Raw genomic sequence first — 18,083 nt, forward strand, 5'->3', positions numbered from 1 at the left:
CGACAGAGTTACGGGGCGCGAGTCTCTCAGGCTTCAGACAGAGGGGCACGGACTGGTCGCCATCAGCGGCCGATTGCGTGCGACTCTGGAGAAGACATGACGGGCGAAGACACCAGCCACCTACCCCTCGAAGACCTGCACGCTGCTGCCGGAGCACGCTTTGGCGCGTTCGCCGGCTGGTCGATGCCGCTCACCTATCCGGCCGGCGTGATGAAGGAGCACCTTCACACGCGCGAGCATGCCGGCCTGTTCGACATCTCGCACATGAAGCTGTTCGAGGTCAGCGGTCCCGGTGCCGCGGCACTTCTCAACCGCGCCTGCCCGCTCGACGCCGGGGCGATCGATATCTCCCAGTCCAAATACACCTTCTTCCTCAATGAAGCCGCCGGCATCATCGACGACCTGATCGTCACAAGGCTTGGCGATGACCGCTTCATGGTCGTCGCCAATGCCGGCAACGCCGCCACCGACGAGAAGCACCTGCGGACATTGGCCGAGGATTTCGACGCAAAGGTGGACGCCTTCGACCGCGTCTTCCTGGCCATCCAGGGCCTCGAGGCATGGGCGGCCCTTGCCCGCGCCGGCATCGAGACCGGCTCGCTGCTGTTCATGCACGGCATCGAACCCAGGCAAAACTTGTTCATGAGCCGCTCCGGCTATACCGGCGAAGACGGTTTCGAGATCGGCCTGCCGGAAGCGGACGCGCGGGATCTGGTCGCGAAATTGCTCGAAGACGAGCGCGTGCTTTGGATCGGCCTTGCCGCCCGCGACAGCCTGCGGCTGGAAGCCGGGCTCTGCCTGCACGGCCAGGACATCACGCCGGAGATCGATCCGGCCAGCGCCGGGCTGATGTGGGCGATCCCCAAGGATGTTCGCGCCTCGGGCTCGTTCGTCGGCGCCGACGCGCTGCGCGCAATCGTTGAGCGCGGCGCGGCGCAAAAACGCGTCGGCTTGAAGCCGGAAGGCCGCCAGCCGGTGCGTGCGGGAGCGGCCCTGTTCGACGCCGACGGCAATCCGGCCGGCCACGTCACCTCGGGCGGCTTCGGTCCCTCCGCCGGCCACCCGGTTGCCATGGGCTATGTCCAGGCTGCGCTGGCCAAGCCCGGCACAAGACTTTTCGCCGACGTTCGCGGGACGAAAATCCCGATCGATATCAATCCCCTGCCCTTCACACCTCATCGCTACCGCAAAGGATAAGTCCCGATGGCAAAGACCTATTTCACCGAAGACCACGAATGGCTCCGCGTCGAAAGCGGCATCGCCACGGTCGGCATAACCGACTACGCGCAGGAGCAGCTCGGCGATCTCGTTTTCGTCGAACTGCCCGAAATCGGCAAGAAACTGAGCAAGGGCGATACGGCGGTTGTGGTCGAATCCGTCAAGGCGGCCTCGGACGTCTACGCGCCGGTCGACGGCGAAATCACCGACGCCAACAGTTCGTTGTCGTCGGACCCGTCCCTGGTCAACTCAGCCGCGACCGGTGAAGGCTGGCTGTGGAAGATGAGGCTCGCCAATGAAAGCCAGCTCGAAGGCCTTCTGGATGAGGCGGGCTACAAGGCCCATATCGGCTGAGGATCATGACAATGAGCGCAGCACCCACCCCCTTCGCCGCCCGCCATATCGGTCCCGGCCTCAACGATGTCCGAGCGATGCTCGCCACGATCGGCGTGCCCTCGGTCGAGACGCTGATCAGTCAGGCCGTGCCGAGATCGATCCGCCTCGACTTGCCGCTGACCTTGCCCGCGCCGGCCAGCGAAGCTGAAGCGCTGGCCGAGTTGTCGGCGACCATGGCAAAGAACACGGTGCTGAAGAGCTTCATCGGCGCCGGCTATCACGGCGTCCACGTGCCGCCGGTCATCCAGCGCAATTTGTTCGAGAATCCGGCCTGGTACACGGCCTACACGCCCTACCAGGCCGAGATCAGCCAGGGCCGGCTGGAAATGCTGTTCAATTTCCAGACTTTGGTCGCCGAACTGACCGGCCTGCCGGTGGCGTCGGCCTCGCTGCTCGATGAGGCCACCGCCGTGGCCGAGGCCGTCGGCATTGCGCTGCGCCACCATCGCGACAAGCGCACCAAGGTGGCGCTCGCCGGCACGCCGCACCCGCAGACGCTGGACGTCGTGCGCACCCGCGCCGAGCCGCTCGGCACCGAGGTCGATGGCGAGATCATCGACGACAACACCGCCGCGCTGCTCGTCTCCTGGCCGGATACGTTTGGCGTCTACGGCGACCACAAGGCAGCGATCGACAAAGCCCGCGCCCTTGGTGCGCTGGTCATCTTCATTGCCGATCCGCTCGGCCTGACGCTGACCGACGCGCCGGCGAAGCTTGGCGCCGACATCGCCGTCGGTCCGATGCAGCGTTTTGGCGTGCCGATGGGCTTTGGCGGCCCGCACGCCGCCTACTGCGCCGTCTCCGACAAATTGACCCGGCTGATGCCCGGCCGCCTCGTCGGCCAGTCCACCGACAGCAAGGGCCGCCCCGGCTACCGGCTCGCTTTGCAGACGCGCGAGCAGCACATCCGCCGCGACAAGGCCACCTCCAACATCTGCACCGCGCAGGCGCTGCTTGCCAATATGGCGACGGCCTATGCCATCTGGCACGGCCCCGCCGGCCTGCAGGCGATTGCCGGACGCATTCATGAGCTCGCCAGCCGCCTGGCTGCCGGCCTCAAGGCCTCAGGCGTTTCGGTGCTTGGCGCCAGCCGCTTCGACACCGTGACGGTGGAAGTGAAAGGCAAGGCCAAGGCGACTGCCGCCGCCGCCGAAAAAACCGACCGGCTACTGCGCGCCATCGACGCCGACCATGTCGGCATCAGCTTCGACGAGACCTCGACCGAGGCCGATCTCGAGGCGATTGCCGCGCTGTTCGGCGCCAAGGCCGGCGCTGTCGGTGTCGGCACCCTGCCCGGAAAACCGCGCGGCAAGGAGTTCCTCAGCCAGCCGGTCTTCCACGACAACCACTCGGAAACCGAGATGATGCGCTTCCTGCGCCGGCTGGCCGACAAGGACCTGGCGCTCGACCGCGCCATGATCCCGCTGGGATCCTGCACCATGAAGCTCAATGCCGCGGCCGAGATGATGCCGGTGAGTTGGCCGAGCGTCGCCAATTTGCATCCCTTCGCGCCGGCCAGCCATTCGGCGGGCTACCGCGCCATGGTCGGCGAGTTGGAAGGCTGGCTGTCGGAGATCACCGGCTTCGATGCGGTCAGCCTGCAGCCAAATGCCGGCAGCCAGGGCGAATATGCCGGGCTGCTCGCCATCCGCGCCTATCACCGCTCGCGCGGCGATGGCCACCGCACCGTCTGCCTGATCCCGTCCTCCGCGCATGGCACCAATCCGGCCAGTGCGGCGATGGCTGGCATGAGCGTCGTGGTCGTGCGCTGCTCCGAGGATGGCAATATCGACATGGACGATATGAGGGCCAAGGCCAACGAGCATTCCAAGAATCTCGCGGCGTTGATGTTCACCTATCCCTCGACGCATGGCGTCTATGAGGAAGGCGCGCGCCACCTCTGCGCCCTCATCCACGAGCATGGCGCGCAGGTCTATTTCGACGGCGCCAACCTCAACGCGCTGGTCGGCCTCGCCCGCCCCGGCGACATCGGCGCCGACGTCTGCCACATGAACCTGCACAAGACCTTCTGCATTCCGCATGGCGGCGGCGGTCCGGGAGTCGGGCCGATCGGCGTCAAGGCCCATTTGCAGCCCTATCTGCCGGGTCATGTCACCGAGGGCTCTGCGCATGCCGTGGCGGCCGCACCGTTCGGCAGCGCTTCCATCCTGCCGATCACCTGGATGTACATCCGCATGATGGGCGCTTCCGGCCTGAAGCAGGCTACGGAAACCGCCATCATCTCGGCCAACTATGTGGCGACGCGGCTCGCGCCGCACTTCCCGCTCCTCTACAAGGGCAGGCACGATCGCATCGCCCATGAGTGCATTCTCGACACACGTGTGCTCAAGGATCGCGCCGGCATCAGCGTCGACGATATCGCCAAGCGGCTGATCGACTATGGCTTCCATGCGCCGACCATGTCGTTCCCGGTCGCCGGCACGCTGATGGTCGAGCCGACCGAGTCCGAGCCCAAGCGCGAGCTCGACCGCTTCTGCGAGGCGATGATCGCGATTGCCGGCGAAGCAGCCAAGGTGGCGAAGGGCGAATGGCCGCTGGCCGACAATCCGCTGGTCAACGCACCGCACACCGCGGCGGAAGCGCTCGCCGCCGAGTGGTCCCATCCCTATTCGCGCCTGGAGGCCGCCTATCCGGCAGGTGACACCGATACATCAGCCAAATACTGGCCGCCGGTGTCGCGCATCGACAATGTCGCCGGCGACCGCAACCTCGTCTGCTCCTGCCCGCCGCTGTCGGAATATCTGGGCGCCGCCGAATAATTTCGCGCGACGGGTCAGGCGGAACGCAAGGCCGGCCCGTCGGCCTTGCTCGCCTTGTCCAGGACAAGCACGCGGTTTCGCCCGGCGTTCTTGGCCGCGTAGAGCGCCTTGTCGGCCTCGGCCAGCACGTCCTCGAGGCTGCTGCCGCCGACCTCGCCGAAGCCGATGCCGCCGCTGACGGTGCTGCGCAAGGGGCCACGCGGGGTGGGCACGACTTCGGCGCCGAAGGCGACGCCGATCTTGCTAGCAAAGTCGTAGGCCTTTTCTTCCGTCATGCGCGACATGACCAGCGCGAACTCCTCGCCGCCCAGTCGAAACGCATCGACGCCGGTCCTGCCATACTTGCGGATAACCGCGGCGAAGCGGCACAGAACCTTGTCGCCGACCGGATGGCCGAATACGTCGTTCGTCCGCTTGAAATGATCGAGGTCGAACATGACCACGGACATGAACGGACCGAAGGCGCGGTCGCCATAGAGCGACATCAGGGCGCGCCGGTTCATCAGCCCGGTCAGCGGGTCGGTCAAGGTCTCGGCCTTCAATTCGATCTGCGCCTGCAAATGGTGCAGCGACAGCGTCAACGCGCCGAGACCGGTCATGCAAGCAACCGCGACGACAGAATTCAATCGTTCGGCCCAGTTGTCGGGCGCCACGCCGAGCACCCATTGTCCGTTGACGACCAGAATCGCGGCACACAGTCCGAAGGACAGTGCACAGGTGCCGCTGAGGAACGAAACGACCAGCAGAATCCGGCGGTCATGACCGCCCTGGATCCAGAACAGTACCCCGGTCACCGTCAGCAGCGCCGTCACGGCAACGTAGGTGAGGATGAAGCCGACGCCATCGAGGCCGAAATAGGTGACAGCCGCGCAGACGGCCATTGCCGCAACGGTCGGCAAGACGACGCTTCGATAGTGGCCAACGCCCAGATACTGCATGGCCGACAGACAGATGATCAGAAAGCCCAGGCTGAGCAGCGCAAGCACGGCCTGGCACAGCAAGGGGCCTGGATCTCTGCCGTACTGCCAGAACAGCACCACATGCGCGACGAGGACAAGCATGCCGCAAGCCACGGTCAGGACAAACCGCGCCATCGGCGTGGTGAACCAGATTGCAAGCAGGGTTATGCTGAGACACGTACCCGACAGCGCCGCCGCGAGCAGGAGCGAACTGAAATCCAACATATGTGCGCGGCAGCCTTTGCGATCCTTGGTTGCAATGCATCATAAGCCAGGGGCGGCCCGCAGATACCATTTTTGGCCAGGTTTCCCGCCCAACCTGCGGACAGGGTTTACAAAGAGTCGATGTCCTGCCTCGGTGGGCCGCTGCACGCTACGGATGCGAAGGCCGATCAACTCTTGGCCAGCAGCGCCAAATTGGCGTCGACCACCGTCTGGTCGGCCATGTGGGCCTTGGCCTCCAGGAGCAGCGCCCTCGCCTTCTTCTTGTTGCCGCGCAGCAGCTGCGAATAGCCCATATTGTTGACGATCTGCGGCTTGCGGCCGGCAACCTTCAAAAGCTGGTCGTAGGCACGGTCGGCGAAGTCGAAACGGCCGAGTTCGTCATAGGAAGCGGCGAGCCCCATCCATGCCTCGGCATTGTCGGCCTTCAGTTCGACGGCCTTGCGGAAGTGCTTTTCGGCGAGGCCGTAATTCGCCTCGCGGAACTGCGCTTTGCCCTGGTCCAGGTCGGACGCGCTGACGTCTTTTGCCGTTGGCTGGATGGCGGTGGTCTTGGTCGTGTCGACGTTGCTCGACGTGCAACCTGATATCATCAAGACGGCTGCCATCGCGGCCATTGCCGTGAGAGTTCTGTGACGCATGCCCCTGCCCCAATCGCCCGATTTGCCGGGTCGTTCTTCAGGAAGCACTGTACAAGGAGGCGATTAACCTTCGGTGCCGAAACGCGCCTAAAATTTGGTTTCGAACAAGGGGCGCATTTGACGCAAAGCCGAGATCCTAATCCGCCGTCATTTTGACGATGATCGGGATGATGGCGATCATCAGCACCACCGGCAGGATGCAGACCGTCACCGGCACCGACATCTTGGCCGGCAAGGCATGCGCCTTCTCCTCGGCGAGCGACATGCGCTTGTGGCGCATTTCGTCCGAAAACACGCGCAGCGCCCCCGACAGGCTGGTGCCAAGTTCCTTCGACTGCTGCAGGAGCGTGGCGAAGGAACGCACCTCGTCGAGGCTGAGGCGATCGGCAAGCGCCTTCAGCGCGTCGTCGAGGCTGCGGCCGGCCCTCAGCTCCAGCGACACCATCTGCAGATTATGGCTGAGCGACGGATAGGTCTTGGCAAGTTCTTTCGAAACCCGCTCGATGCCGGCCTCCATGCTCATGCCGGCATCGGAGCAGACGATCATCAGGTCCATGAAGTCGGGAAAGCCGTTGCGGTACTCGCGCATCTTTTCGCTTACCTTCTGGCTCAGCACCAGTCCCGGCAGGAAGTAGCCGGCCGCTCCCGACAGGATGACGAAACTCCAGCGGCTGGTCATGGTCGCATCGGCGCTGGCCATCCACTGGTTGATCAGAAACGCACCGACGGCGGCGCCGACAAAGGCGGCAAAGCGGATCAGGAAGAACGTGCCCACCGCACGCGGCTCCATATAGCCGGCCTGGATGAGTTTCATGCGCAGCCGCGCGACGTTTTCCGGATCGCTCTTGGCGTAGAATTCCTGCGCTTGCTTGACCGCCTTCTCGCGCACCGCGCTGGGCTTCTTTCTGGGCGCTGCTTCGGTCCGCTCGACCGCCTGGCTGTCCTCCACCTTCAGTCGGCGCTTGACGTCATTGCGGTCGCCTTGCGCGGCGACCAGCGGCCACGCCACCGCGCCACCGCCCAGCACAAGCAACAGCAGCGCCACCGGTATCAGCGACGTTGGCGCAAGCGAGGCGAGGAATTCGATGACGCTTTGCATGTCAGAATTTGAAGTTCGACATCTTGAACATGATGAGGTTGCCAAGCATCAGCCAGGAGATCGAGCCGCCAAGCAGGTACCAGGTCTTCGCCTCATCCCACACATCTTGATAAAACTGCGGCATCAGCACCATGATGGCGGCAAACAGCAGCGCCGGCACCGCCGTCAGGATGTAGGCCGACATGCGGCCTTCGGTCGAAATGGCGCGCACCTTGCGGCGCAGCTTGCCGCGGTCGCGGATCGTCATCGACAGCCCATCGAGGATTTCGCGCAGATTGCCGCCCGAGCTGGTCTGGATCGACACCGCGGTGACGAACAGCGGAAGGTCCTCATGGCCGACGCGGTCGAACAGCGCGTTCAACGCTGAAACCAGGTCCGAGCCATAGGTCACCTCGTCGGCAATGACGCCGAATTCAGTGCCGATCGGGTCCGGCATTTCGCGTGACACCATGGCGATCGCCACCGGCACGGGGTGGCCGGCCTTCAGGCCGCGCGTGATCAGCTCCAGCGCCTCCGGCAGCTGCATGCCGAACCGCTTCAGCCGGCGATTGCGCTGGGAGCGCATCACCATCACCGGCAGCACCGGCAGCAGCACGACGAAAAGCAGCAGGCCCATCAGCAGCGGCAGGCCATACCAGATAGCAACCAGCGCCAGCGCAAACGCCACGCCGGAGGTGATCGTCAGGAATTTGGGCAACGGCATGACCATGCCGGACTGGGTGCGGAGCGCACGGAACTGGTCGAGCGAAAACCGTGACGCTCCGGCCTCGAGACCCCGCTCCTTGCGCAGCTGGATCAGCACCTGCTCCTGGCTGATCTTGTTTTCCTGCAGCTTCATGCGCCGGTTGATCGCCGTGCGCTTGTCGCTGCGGCCGGCATAGAGCAGATAGCAGGCCTCAGCGATCATGATGCCGGTGAGCGCGGCCGCGGCATAGACGACGTAGATCGCGCTGAAGCCCTCGAACACCTGCTACTCCTGCGGCCGGCCGGGCTCGAAATAGCGTCCGGGGAACTCGATGCCCATGGCGCGCAGATCTTCGAGAAAGCGCGGGCGGATGCCGGTCGCCTCATAGTGACCGAGGATCTTGCCGTCGGCCTCCATGCCGGTGCGCACGAAGCGGAAGATCTCCTGCATCTGGATAACGTCGCCTTCCATGCCGGTCACCTCGGCGACGCTGGTCACTTTGCGCTTGCCGTCGGACAGGCGCGTCAGCTGGACGATGATGTCGATGGCGCTGGCGATCTGGCTGCGGATCGACTGCACCGTCATCGGCATGCCGGTCATGCCGAGCATCTGCTCCAGGCGAGAGATGGCGTCGCGCGGCGTGTTGGCGTGGATGGTCGCCATCGAGCCTTCATGGCCGGTGTTCATCGCCTGCAGCATGTCGAAGGCTTCCTCGCCGCGGCACTCGCCGAGGATGACGCGGTCCGGGCGCATGCGCAGCGCGTTCTTGACCAGGTCGCGCTGCTTCAGTTCGCCGTGGCCTTCGATGTTGGCCGGACGTGTTTCCATGCGCGCCACATGCGGCTGCTGCAGCTGCAATTCGGCCGCGTCCTCGATGGTGATCAGCCGCTCGTCTTCGGGAATGAAGGCCGACAGCGCATTCAGCATCGTCGTCTTGCCGGTGCCGGTGCCACCCGAGATGATGGTGGTCTTGCGGGCGTGCACGGCCGCCGCCAGCACTTCGGCCATGTTCTGGGTGATGGCGCCGAACTCGACCAGTCTGTGCAAGCCAAGCTTGTTCTTGGAGAATTTGCGGATCGACACCAGCGGCCCGTCGACGCCGACAGGCCTGATCGCAGCGTTGAAGCGCGAGCCGTCGAGCATGCGCGCATCGACCATGGGCTGCGATTCATCGACGCGGCGGCCCACCGCAGCGACGATTTTGTTAATGATTCGAAGCAGATGCGCCTCATCCTTGAAGGGAATGTGGACCTGCTGAAGCTTGCCGCGTTTTTCGACGAAGCAGTTCTGGTGGCCGTTGATCAGGATATCGTTGATCTCGGGATCCTTCAGCAGCGGCTCCAGCGGGCCGAGGCCGACCATCTCGTCGACGATGTCGTCGACCAGCGCGTCAAGCTCGACGGTATTGATCGCCATCCGCTCCTGGCGGGCCTTTTCGGAAACGAATTCATGCACCTGGCGGCGCATCTCGTCCTTTGGCAGCCGTTCCAGCGCGACCAGGTTGATCTCCTCGAGCAACATCCGGTGGATACGAACGCGCGCGTCGCCCACTTTGTTGCCACTCTTGGCCGGTGCGACCTCCGGCTTTGGTGCGACGGGCTTGCGGGTCGTCGGAATGACCACGGCGTGCTGGGTGACCGGCGCGGTCTCGGGCGCCCTCAGCGGCCGAGCGTCGCGGTTCTGCAGGGTGGAAAAACGGCTGATCATCCTGCTTTCCTCCTCAGCAATCCCTTGCCGATACCGAACAGCGAGCGCGATTTCTCGGGCGTCGCGACCGCTTCTTCCGGCAGGATGATTTTCTTCAGATCGTTGACGACATTGGCATTCGGGTCGATCTCGTGCAGCGGCACGCCACGATCGACCGCCTCGCGCACCAGCCGGTAATTGTTGGAGATGCCGCCGACGAAATGCTCGCCGAGGATTTCCTGCACATCCGCATGCTTGATGCCATTGTCGAACATCTTCTGCTCGAAGCGGTTGACGATGACATTCGGCTTCACTTCCTTGCCGGCCGTCTCATAGACCGCCTGGATGAGCCTCTGCGTGTGGCGCAGGCACGGCACCGTCATTTCGGCGACGATATAGAGCTTGTTGGAGCCGAGCAGCACCGTTTCCGTCCAGGGGAACCAGGTGCGCGGCATGTCGATCACGACATTGTCGAAATAGGCTGAGACGAGATCGAGCATGCGCACCACGACATCGGTCTTGAAGGAGCGCATTTCCGACGGGCGCGTCGGCGCCGCCAGCACGCAGAGCCCGCTCGCGTGCTTGGACAGCATCACATCGAGCAGTTGTCGGTCGAGACGCTCGGGCTGGTTCTCGATTTCGGTGATGTCGAAGCGCGGTTCGAGGTCGAGATATTCGGCGCAGGCGCCCTGCTGGAAGTTCAGGTCGACCACGCAGGTCGAGGCGCCCCGCGTCACCGAATGATGCAACTGGAACGCTGTCTGCAGGGCGAGCGTCGTGGTGCCGACGCCGCCCGCGGCCGGCATGAAAGTATAGATCTGCGACTCGGTGTTCTCCTCCCGCCCCGGACCCTGCAGCGCGCGGATGACGGAGCGCACCAGATCGGCGGTGGTGATCGGCTTGACCAGGAAGTCGGCGACCTTGAGCTGCACCAGGATGCGCACCGCCGCGGCGTTGAACTCCTGCGTGACGACGACGACCGGAACACGGCCCTCGAGCCGGCGCATGATGCGCTGCAGCGACTCGATCTCCTCGAGCTTCGCCGCATCCATGTCGACGATAAGGGCGCCGAAATCGGCCTCCTGAACCTCGCCGCGAAGCTCGGTGACGTTCTTGTCGACTATCGAAAGCTCGATGACCTCCGACGCGGCGAACGCCGTGCGCGTGTCCTGCAGGAACGTCCTGTCGGTGGATACGAGCAGGATCTTCTTGGTCTTGATGCCGCTTGCCATGTCGTCAGCCCGTCAGGTCAGTAACAAATCAAATCAATTGGTTGTGGATGTCGGTGCCGTCGTCGCGCTGGCCGCCGCGTCGGCACCGCCGCTCGCGGGAGTGTCGCGCTGGGCCGGCACCAGAAGCCTGGTGTTCTGGACGCCGTATTTCCACGGATCGACCATCTGCATGACGGTATTGGATGCCTGCGCATTGCCGGCGGCAGGCGTCACGCCTTCGCTGCGCACATAGTCGTCGCTGGTGCAGCCGCTGGAGAGGCCGGCAAGCAGCAGCACGATGCATAGTCCCGGAACCAGACGCATGGCTTCAATCCTTGGGCAAGTCGAGGAAATGACCGACCGTGGTGACGGCAACTGGCTGCGCAACGCTGCCGTCGGCCAGCGTCGCCGAGCGGTTGCCGGTGGACGCCTTCACTTCCTCGGTGTTGTTCAGAAAATAGTCGGCATCGCTCGCCGGCTGCGTAGCATCGGTCGGCTCGAGGAGCTTTTTCGAGGGATCGACCGGCTTGACCAGATAGGGGGTGACGATGATCACCAGGTCAGTCTCGCGCCGCTGATAGGATTTCGAGGAAAACAGCGATCCAAGCACGGGCAATTTGCCGATGCCGGGAATGCGCGAGGTGGTGATATCGTTCTGTGACTGCAGCAGGCCGGCGATCATGAAGCTCTGGCCGTTCTTCAGGTCGACCGATGTGCTTGCCCGACGCACGATGAAGCCCGGAACGGAAATGCCGTTGCCGACAGCGACCGAGGCAGACGGGTCGATCGAGGATACTTCGGGCGCTATGTCCAGGCTGACCAGCCCGTCCTTGAGCACGGTGGGCTTGAAATCCAGGCTGACGCCGTATTTCTTGTAAGTGACGGAGATGTTGCCGTTTTCTTGAGAGACCGGAATCGGGACCTCGCCACCGGCGAGGAAACTTGCCGTTTCGCCGGAGCGGGCGATCAGGTTCGGCTCGGCCAGCCGCCGCGCCAGGCCGCGCTCTTCCAGCGCCTTGATGGCGATATCGATCGAAACGCCGTTCGACAGGAGATTGCCGATTATCTCGCCTGTGCCTGCGGTGTCTGGCGTCACCTCTGGCAGCGGCGTGATGCTGCGCCCACCAAAGCCGAATTGGAAATTGGCCCCGTATTTTGCACCGAGTTCCTGGCCGGCCTGGCGGTTGATCTCGACGAAGCGGACATTGAGCTGAACCTGCTGCGACGACGAGATGTTGACCGAGTTAATCACCTCCTCGTTGCCGGAAAAGCGCGAGGCGATCTTGCTCGCCTTATCGGCGGCGACCGCGTCGTCCGCCACGCCCGACAGCACCACGCGACCGTTGGCGGAGCCCACCTTGATGTTGGCGTCAGGAACGCTGGCGCGAATGGTGCTTGCCAACTGGTCGGTGTCGAGCGTCACCTCGATATCGACGGTACCGACGAGCTGCTTGTTCTCGTCGAACAGCGCGATGCCGGTCGTACCGAGATTGTTACCCAACACGTAAAAGGATTTGTCGGTCAGCGGATTGACGTTGGCGATCTCCGGATCGCCTATGACGATCTGGTAGAAGGCCGCGCTGGTCATGATCGTCTTCGGTTTGCCCTTGGCCACCTTGATTGAGGCGTTCTTGGTCGCCGAGACGTAGACGACGTCGTTGTTGGCCATGGCCGGCGCGCTGAGGCCAAGCATTCCGGCCGCGGCCAGCGAGGCCGCCGCAACGAGCGCGCGTCCGAAGCGCAGCCCCAGCGTCAAGCGATAGTTATTCAGCCCAAACATTGCACTGTCCCCGTCCGGTCCCCACCGGTTATTGATTCGGTTCCTTCGAAGGAGAAGGAACCTTGTATTCCTCGGCCTGCGTGCCGCGCGTTACGATGATCGTCTTGAATTTCGGCTTCTCCGGCTCCTTGGTGGCCGCATCGAACAGCGATCCGGCTGCAGCCTGGACGTTGGATGCGACCGACCCGCCGAAGGACGATATGGTGGTCAGGCCATCCTTGCCTGCGCCGTCTTCGTTGGCCGAGCGAAGCGACAGCGACAAGGTGCCGACAGTGCGGGCCAGCGCCACTTTCTGCGCCCCGTCGGTCGTCACCTCGAGCGTCACGGAATTGGCGACCTGCGGGGCGGTCTGCCGCTCGTCGGCGCCCTGGCCGACGCTGAGCACCTTGGCGTCGGACACCACGATCTCGGAGGTGATGGTCGAACCGGCGGCACCCTGCGCGTTCTTGGCCACTTCCTGGATTTCGCCGGCATCGCGCGTCAAAACGACGTCGACCCGGTCGCCCGGTGTCACGAAACCGCCGACACCGGCGATTTCGTCGGTGCGGATGGTCACCGCCCGCATGCCGGGCGACAGCATGTTGGACAGCGTCGCGCGGCCGTTCGGCCCGGACAGCTTGGTGAGCAGCACCGGCTCGTTGATCTCGATCGGCGACAGCACCACGCGGCTGCCTTCGTCAAGCAACGATCCGATGGTGGTGAAGGCGCCTTGCGGCAGGGAATCCTGCGGCCACGGGATTTCGCTGAGCTGAGCGCGGTCGATCTGCATGCCGTAGCGCAGCGGCGCGTTCGCCACCACGATGGTCTTGAACTCGACCTTGGGTGCCGCCGGCGCCACGATTGACGCCGTTTTTTCCTCGGAATCGGCCTTTGCCTGGCTTTTGACCCAGAAATCCGCGGCAAAGATCGAGATCGCGCCGAAAACGGCGGCGATGCCGATCATGGTTATGGCCTTGCCCCTCACGCTAAACCCCTGACGCCCGTGGTCTTTTGTTCGTTGACGCTTACGCTAGGCGTCATTGTTAAAGAATCAGGAACGCCGTGATGCGCACATCGACCTATTTCCGCCTGCTTGGTTATCGAATGGTTTTGGAATAAGAGACACTTTGATCCCTGAACGGAACAGGAACCTCGTTCGCCCGCCAAAAGCGTGGCAGTATCGCGGGGTGATTCGCAGCACCGGACTTTATGGCCAGTATGGACGACAACAACGACCTTTTTCGCGATCTGGACAAGCAGCCGCAACCGGCTCGCGCACCGACGCGCCCCGCCGATCCGCTGGTCCAGGCGGCGAAGCGTCCGGCCGCCTCGCGTGACGGCAGCGAGAGCTACAGCGCCGCCGACATCGAGGTGCTGGAGGGGTTGGAGCCGGTGCGCCGCCGGCCGGGCATGTATATTGGCGGCACCGACGACAAGGCGATGCACCATCTGTTTGCCGAGGTCATCGACAATTCGATGGACGAGGCGGTTGCGGGCCACGCGACCTTCATCGACGTCGAGCTCTCCGCCGACGGCTATCTTTCGGTGACCGACAATGGTCGCGGCATTCCGGTCGACCCGCACCCCAAATTCAAGAAGCCGGCGCTCGAAGTCATCATGACGACGCTGCATTCGGGCGGCAAGTTCGACTCGAAGGTCTATGAAACATCCGGCGGCCTGCATGGTGTCGGCGTCTCCGTGGTCAACGCGCTGTCGGATCATCTCGAGGTCGAGGTCGCGCGCGGACGGCAGCTTTACCGGCAAAGATTCTCGCGCGGCATTCCGGTGACCGGCCTGGAGCAGCTCGGCGAGGTGCACAACCGTCGCGGCACGAAAATCCGCTTTCATCCCGACGAGCAGATCTTCGGCAAGGGTGCGGCGTTCGAACCGGCGCGGCTCTACCGCATGACGCGCTCGAAGGCCTATCTGTTCGGCGGCGTCGAGATCCGCTGGAGCTGTGACCCGTCGCTGATCAAGGAAAAGGATCAGACCCCGGCCAAGGCGGAATTCCATTTCCCCGGCGGCCTGAAGGACTACCTCAAGGCATCGCTTGGCGACGAGTTCCAGGTGACGCGTGAAATCTTCGCCGGCAAGAGCGACAAGCAAGGCGGCCATGGCTCGCTCGAATGGGCGGTGACCTGGTTCGGCGGCGACGGCTTCATCAACTCCTATTGCAACACCATTCCGACCGGCGAAGGCGGCACGCACGAGGCCGGCTTCCGCAACGTGCTGACGCGCGGGCTTCGCGCCTATGCCGATCTGATCGGCAACAAGCGCGCATCGATCGTGACCTCGGAAGACGTGATGATCTCGGCGGCGGGCATGCTGTCGGTGTTCATCCGCGAGCCCGAATTCGTCGGCCAGACCAAGGACAGGCTGGCGACGATCGAGGCGGTGCGCATTGTCGAAACCGCCATCCGCGACCCGTTCGACCATTGGCTGGCCGACAACCCGCAGGAAGCCTCCAAGCTGCTCGAATGGGTGATCGCACGCGCCGATGAACGGGTGCGCCGGCGCCAGGAAAAGGAAGTGTCGCGCAAGAGCGCGGTGCGCAAGCTCAGGCTGCCCGGCAAGCTCGCCGATTGCACGCAGAATGCCGCCGCCGGCGCCGAACTCTTCATCGTCGAGGGCGACTCGGCCGGCGGCTCGGCCAAGCAGGCGCGCGACCGCGCCAGCCAGGCGGTTCTGCCGCTGCGCGGCAAGATCCTCAACGTCGCCAGCGCCGGCAACGACAAGCTCGCCGCCAACCAGCAGATCTCCGACCTGGTCCAGGCGCTGGGCTGCGGCACGCGGTCGAAATATCGCGACGAGGATTTGCGCTACGACCGCGTCATCATCATGACCGACGCCGACGTCGACGGCGCCCACATCGCCTCGCTGCTGATCACCTTCTTCTATCAGGAAATGCCGAACCTGGTCCGCGGCGGCCATCTCTATCTGGCGGTGCCGCCGCTCTATTCCATCCGCCAGGGCGGCAAGGTCGCCTATGCGCGCGATGACGCGCACAAGGACGAACTGCTGCGCGCCGAATTCACCGGGCGCGCCAAAGTCGAGATCGGCCGCTTCAAGGGGCTGGGCGAGATGATGGCGGCGCAGCTCAAGGAGACCACCATGGACCCGAGGAAGCGCACGCTGCTCAGGGTCGATGTCATCGACGCCGAGGCCGCGACCAAGGACGCGGTCGACGCGCTGATGGGCACCAAGCCCGAAGCCCGCTTCCGCTTCATCCAGGAACGCGCCGAATTCGCCGAAACGGACGTACTGGATATCTGAGCGTCTGTCGTTCTAGCTTGCTCTCAAGCGCGGAGACGGACATGTGACCTGGGCGCAGCTGATCGATTTTATCGGCACGAAATTCGTCGGCCTGACACAGCCGACGCGCTCGGACTGGATTTTCGCCTTGCGCACCGTTTCGGCCGGGCTGATTGCGCTTCTCGCCGCCTACGCGCTCAAGCTTGACCACCCGCAATGGGCGATGATGACCGTTTTCATCGTCGCCCAGCCGGTCGCCGGCATGGTGCTGGCGAAAGGTTTTTACCGGCTGCTCGGCACGCTGGCCGGCGGCCTGGCGGCGATCGGCGTTACCTCTCTGTTCGGCACCAATCCCTGGCTGCTGGTCACTGCGCTCGCGGCGTGGATCGGCCTCTGCACGCTGGTCTCGTCGCTGCTGCGCAACCCGGAGGCATACGGCGCCGCCCTTGCCGGCTACACCGCGATGATCATCGGGCTCCCGGCCTTTGGGCAGCCGCACCTCGTCGTCGATCTCGCCGTCGCGCGCTGCGCCGAAATCGTGCTCGGCATTGTCTGCGCTGGCGTGACCAGCCGACTGATCCTGCCGAAACTGGCGGCCGACGCCATCATCTCCAGGCTGAAGCGCAGCATTCTCGATCTCGCCACCTATGCCGGCGGCGCCTTTTCCGGCGGCGATACGGCAGCGCTTGCCGGCCTCCAGCGCAAGCTGATCACCGACGCCCAGACGCTCGCCGAGATGCGCACCTATGCAAGGCTCGAAGCGCCAAGTTTCGCCACCCGCGCCCACCCGGTCAGGCGCACGATCGGACAGCTTCTGTGGGCGCTGTCTGCGGCACGCGCGCTGCACTCCCATGCCGCGCCGAAGAATGCGGCGCTGATCCCGGTGCGCAGCGAACTGCAGGCTCTTGTCGGCGAGCTGGCGGCACAGCCGGGCGCGCTGGATGACACCGGACCGTGGGTCGCGCGGCTCGACGCGATCGCCGGCAAAGCGCGGCAGATACCGGAAATGCCGGCCGGGCAGGACGGCGACAAAGTGGGCGCCATCACCCGCCTCACCATCGCCGCCGACTTCGCCGAGGCGCTGAAGCAGGTGCTGCGCGGCCTGGACGCGCTCCGCTCGCCCATTTCCCGCCCCGCGCGCGACCCGCGCCAGCCGGCACTGGTCGTGCACCGAGACTATCACGCGGCCTGGCGCAACGCGGTGCGCGCCGCCCTTGCCACGCTGCTGGTGGCGGCGTTCTGGCTGACGACGAAATGGTCGGAAGCGGCGGGCACGGTCATTCTCGTCGCTGTCGTCTCCAGCCTGTTCGCCGCCCGCCCGGATCCCGTCGACTCTGCCTGGGGTTTCTTCAAGGGCACGCTGCTCGCGCTGCCCTTCGCATTTCTCGTCGGTCAGATCGCCCTTCCCGCTCTGCCCGGCTTCGGCTGGTTCGTCGTCTTCGTCGTGCCGATCATGGTGCCGGCAGCACTCGGCATGGCCAATCCGCGCCATGTCGGCGTGGCGACCGCCTTCGCCATCAACTTCTTCGCCTTCCTCAGCCCGCATCAGGCCATGACCTACGACCCCGGACCGTTCTTCGCAGGATCGGCGTCGATTCTGGTCGGCATCCTGCTGGCAATCGGCGTCTTCATCGTCGTGCTGCCCGCCGACCCCTGGGTCACCGTCAACCGTATCCTGCAGGCGATGCGGGAGGATCTGGCGCGCCTTTGCCTGCACGAGCGCGTGCCGCGGCGGTCGGCCTTCGAAAGCCTCGCCTACGACCGGGTCAACCAGCTGATGCCGCAGCTGCAGCGCAAAGGCAAGCAAGGCGATGCCGTCCTGGGTGGCAGCATCGCCGCCGTCACCGTCGGACTTGAGATCCTGCGGCTGCGTGGCGCCCAGCAAAGTGCAGCGATCCCGCCAGAGACTGTGCTCTCGATCACCAACTTCCTGCGCGGGCTGGCACGCGAGCTGCTGTTTCGCAGACCGGGTGAGCCGCAAACGGCGACTGTCGCCGTCGCCAGGCAATATGCGGCCGGCATCGCCGAGCGCAGCGACGCGGCCGAGATGCTTGAGGTAGCAGCCTCGCTGCGCATCATCGCCGCGGCGATTGAGGATTTTCCGGACTTTTTCGCAAAGGCCTAGGCGCGGCACGCAGGAAGTCATCGTTTGCAGGCCGGCATCACCTGAACATC

At 64.4% G+C, this 18,083-nt stretch carries 14 protein-coding genes; 5 read left to right on the top strand and 9 right to left on the bottom strand.

Translation table 11 applies throughout. The features are described from left to right. Positions 1 to 96 precede the first annotated feature (96 nt). Genes gcvT through gcvP form a run of 3 tightly spaced genes read left to right on the top strand, consistent with a single transcriptional unit; the run spans position 97 to position 4,394 of the window. The gene (gcvT, locus tag ACSQ3Z_RS14190; RefSeq protein ID WP_436171982.1) at positions 97 to 1,197 is read left to right on the top strand and encodes a glycine cleavage system aminomethyltransferase GcvT; all 1,101 of its coding nucleotides are present in this window, start codon (positions 97 to 99) and stop codon (positions 1,195 to 1,197) included. A gap of 6 nt (positions 1,198 to 1,203) precedes the next feature. Then, the gene (gene gcvH / locus ACSQ3Z_RS14195) at positions 1,204 to 1,572 is read left to right on the top strand and encodes a glycine cleavage system protein GcvH (protein ID WP_436171983.1); all 369 of its coding nucleotides are present in this window, start codon (positions 1,204 to 1,206) and stop codon (positions 1,570 to 1,572) included. Between the two features lie 11 nt (positions 1,573 to 1,583). Then, complete coding sequence (gene gcvP, locus ACSQ3Z_RS14200) at positions 1,584 to 4,394, top strand: aminomethyl-transferring glycine dehydrogenase (RefSeq protein ID WP_436171984.1); 2,811 nt, start codon at positions 1,584 to 1,586, stop codon at positions 4,392 to 4,394. 14 nt (positions 4,395 to 4,408) lie between these two features. On the opposite strand, the gene ACSQ3Z_RS14205 is transcribed toward gcvP, so the two are convergent. The 9 genes from ACSQ3Z_RS14205 to cpaB all read right to left on the bottom strand — a co-directional run bounded on the left by ACSQ3Z_RS14205 (position 4,409) and on the right by cpaB (position 13,641). After that, positions 4,409 to 5,578: a GGDEF domain-containing protein gene (locus ACSQ3Z_RS14205; protein WP_436171985.1), complete on the bottom strand. Its 1,170-nt coding sequence runs from the start codon at positions 5,576 to 5,578 to the stop codon at positions 4,409 to 4,411. 167 nt (positions 5,579 to 5,745) lie between these two features. Next, positions 5,746 to 6,216: a tetratricopeptide repeat protein gene (locus ACSQ3Z_RS14210; RefSeq protein ID WP_436171986.1), complete on the bottom strand. Its 471-nt coding sequence runs from the start codon at positions 6,214 to 6,216 to the stop codon at positions 5,746 to 5,748. A 136-nt stretch (positions 6,217 to 6,352) separates the two neighbouring features. After that, entirely contained in the window at positions 6,353 to 7,315 is a 963-nt protein-coding gene (locus ACSQ3Z_RS14215) for a type II secretion system F family protein (protein WP_436171987.1), read from the bottom strand. A 1-nt stretch (position 7,316) separates the two neighbouring features. Next, positions 7,317 to 8,282: a type II secretion system F family protein gene (locus ACSQ3Z_RS14220; RefSeq protein ID WP_436171988.1), complete on the bottom strand. Its 966-nt coding sequence runs from the start codon at positions 8,280 to 8,282 to the stop codon at positions 7,317 to 7,319. A gap of 3 nt (positions 8,283 to 8,285) precedes the next feature. Continuing rightward, complete coding sequence (locus ACSQ3Z_RS14225; RefSeq protein ID WP_436171989.1) at positions 8,286 to 9,707, bottom strand: CpaF family protein; 1,422 nt, start codon at positions 9,705 to 9,707, stop codon at positions 8,286 to 8,288. Next, positions 9,704 to 10,918, bottom strand: coding sequence for an AAA family ATPase (locus ACSQ3Z_RS14230; protein WP_436171990.1), 1,215 nt, complete (start codon positions 10,916 to 10,918; stop codon positions 9,704 to 9,706). The genes ACSQ3Z_RS14225 and ACSQ3Z_RS14230 overlap by 4 nt, the downstream gene beginning before the upstream one ends. A 33-nt stretch (positions 10,919 to 10,951) precedes the next feature. Then, positions 10,952 to 11,221, bottom strand: a complete 270-nt coding sequence (locus ACSQ3Z_RS14235; protein ID WP_436171991.1) for a hypothetical protein — start codon at positions 11,219 to 11,221, stop codon at positions 10,952 to 10,954. Between the two features lie 4 nt (positions 11,222 to 11,225). Further along, entirely contained in the window at positions 11,226 to 12,677 is a 1,452-nt protein-coding gene (locus ACSQ3Z_RS14240) for a type II and III secretion system protein family protein (RefSeq protein ID WP_436171992.1), read from the bottom strand. 28 nt (positions 12,678 to 12,705) lie between these two features. Further along, positions 12,706 to 13,641: a Flp pilus assembly protein CpaB gene (gene cpaB / locus ACSQ3Z_RS14245; protein WP_436171993.1), complete on the bottom strand. Its 936-nt coding sequence runs from the start codon at positions 13,639 to 13,641 to the stop codon at positions 12,706 to 12,708. A 233-nt stretch (positions 13,642 to 13,874) separates the two neighbouring features. On the opposite strand from cpaB, the gene parE reads away from it, so the two are divergent. Both parE and ACSQ3Z_RS14255 read left to right on the top strand, forming a co-directional pair. Next, a complete protein-coding gene (gene parE, locus ACSQ3Z_RS14250; protein WP_436171994.1) occupies positions 13,875 to 15,929 on the top strand; it encodes a DNA topoisomerase IV subunit B in 2,055 nt (684 codons plus the stop codon). Between the two features lie 43 nt (positions 15,930 to 15,972). Then, positions 15,973 to 18,033: an FUSC family protein gene (locus ACSQ3Z_RS14255; protein ID WP_436171995.1), complete on the top strand. Its 2,061-nt coding sequence runs from the start codon at positions 15,973 to 15,975 to the stop codon at positions 18,031 to 18,033. The last annotated feature ends 50 nt before the right edge of the window (positions 18,034 to 18,083 follow it).

The organism is Mesorhizobium sp. LjNodule214 (assembly GCF_964252735.1).
GTDB lineage: Bacteria > Pseudomonadota > Alphaproteobacteria > Rhizobiales > Rhizobiaceae > Mesorhizobium.

Excerpts from the sequence above, each read along its gene's own strand:
- parE (WP_436171994.1), top strand. The coding sequence starts at position 13,875 with ATGGACGACAACAACGACCTTTTTCGCGATCTGGACAAGCAGCCGCAA.
- ACSQ3Z_RS14235 (WP_436171991.1), bottom strand. The coding sequence starts at position 11,221 with ATGCGTCTGGTTCCGGGACTATGCATCGTGCTGCTGCTTGCCGGCCTC.
- ACSQ3Z_RS14225 (WP_436171989.1), bottom strand. The coding sequence starts at position 9,707 with ATGATCAGCCGTTTTTCCACCCTGCAGAACCGCGACGCTCGGCCGCTG.
- ACSQ3Z_RS14215 (WP_436171987.1), bottom strand. The coding sequence starts at position 7,315 with ATGCAAAGCGTCATCGAATTCCTCGCCTCGCTTGCGCCAACGTCGCTG.
- ACSQ3Z_RS14230 (WP_436171990.1), bottom strand. The coding sequence starts at position 10,918 with ATGGCAAGCGGCATCAAGACCAAGAAGATCCTGCTCGTATCCACCGAC.
- gcvT (WP_436171982.1), top strand. The coding sequence starts at position 97 with ATGACGGGCGAAGACACCAGCCACCTACCCCTCGAAGACCTGCACGCT.
- gcvH (WP_436171983.1), top strand. The coding sequence starts at position 1,204 with ATGGCAAAGACCTATTTCACCGAAGACCACGAATGGCTCCGCGTCGAA.
- gcvP (WP_436171984.1), top strand. The coding sequence starts at position 1,584 with ATGAGCGCAGCACCCACCCCCTTCGCCGCCCGCCATATCGGTCCCGGC.
- ACSQ3Z_RS14205 (WP_436171985.1), bottom strand. The coding sequence starts at position 5,578 with ATGTTGGATTTCAGTTCGCTCCTGCTCGCGGCGGCGCTGTCGGGTACG.
- ACSQ3Z_RS14240 (WP_436171992.1), bottom strand. The coding sequence starts at position 12,677 with ATGTTTGGGCTGAATAACTATCGCTTGACGCTGGGGCTGCGCTTCGGA.
- ACSQ3Z_RS14210 (WP_436171986.1), bottom strand. The coding sequence starts at position 6,216 with ATGCGTCACAGAACTCTCACGGCAATGGCCGCGATGGCAGCCGTCTTG.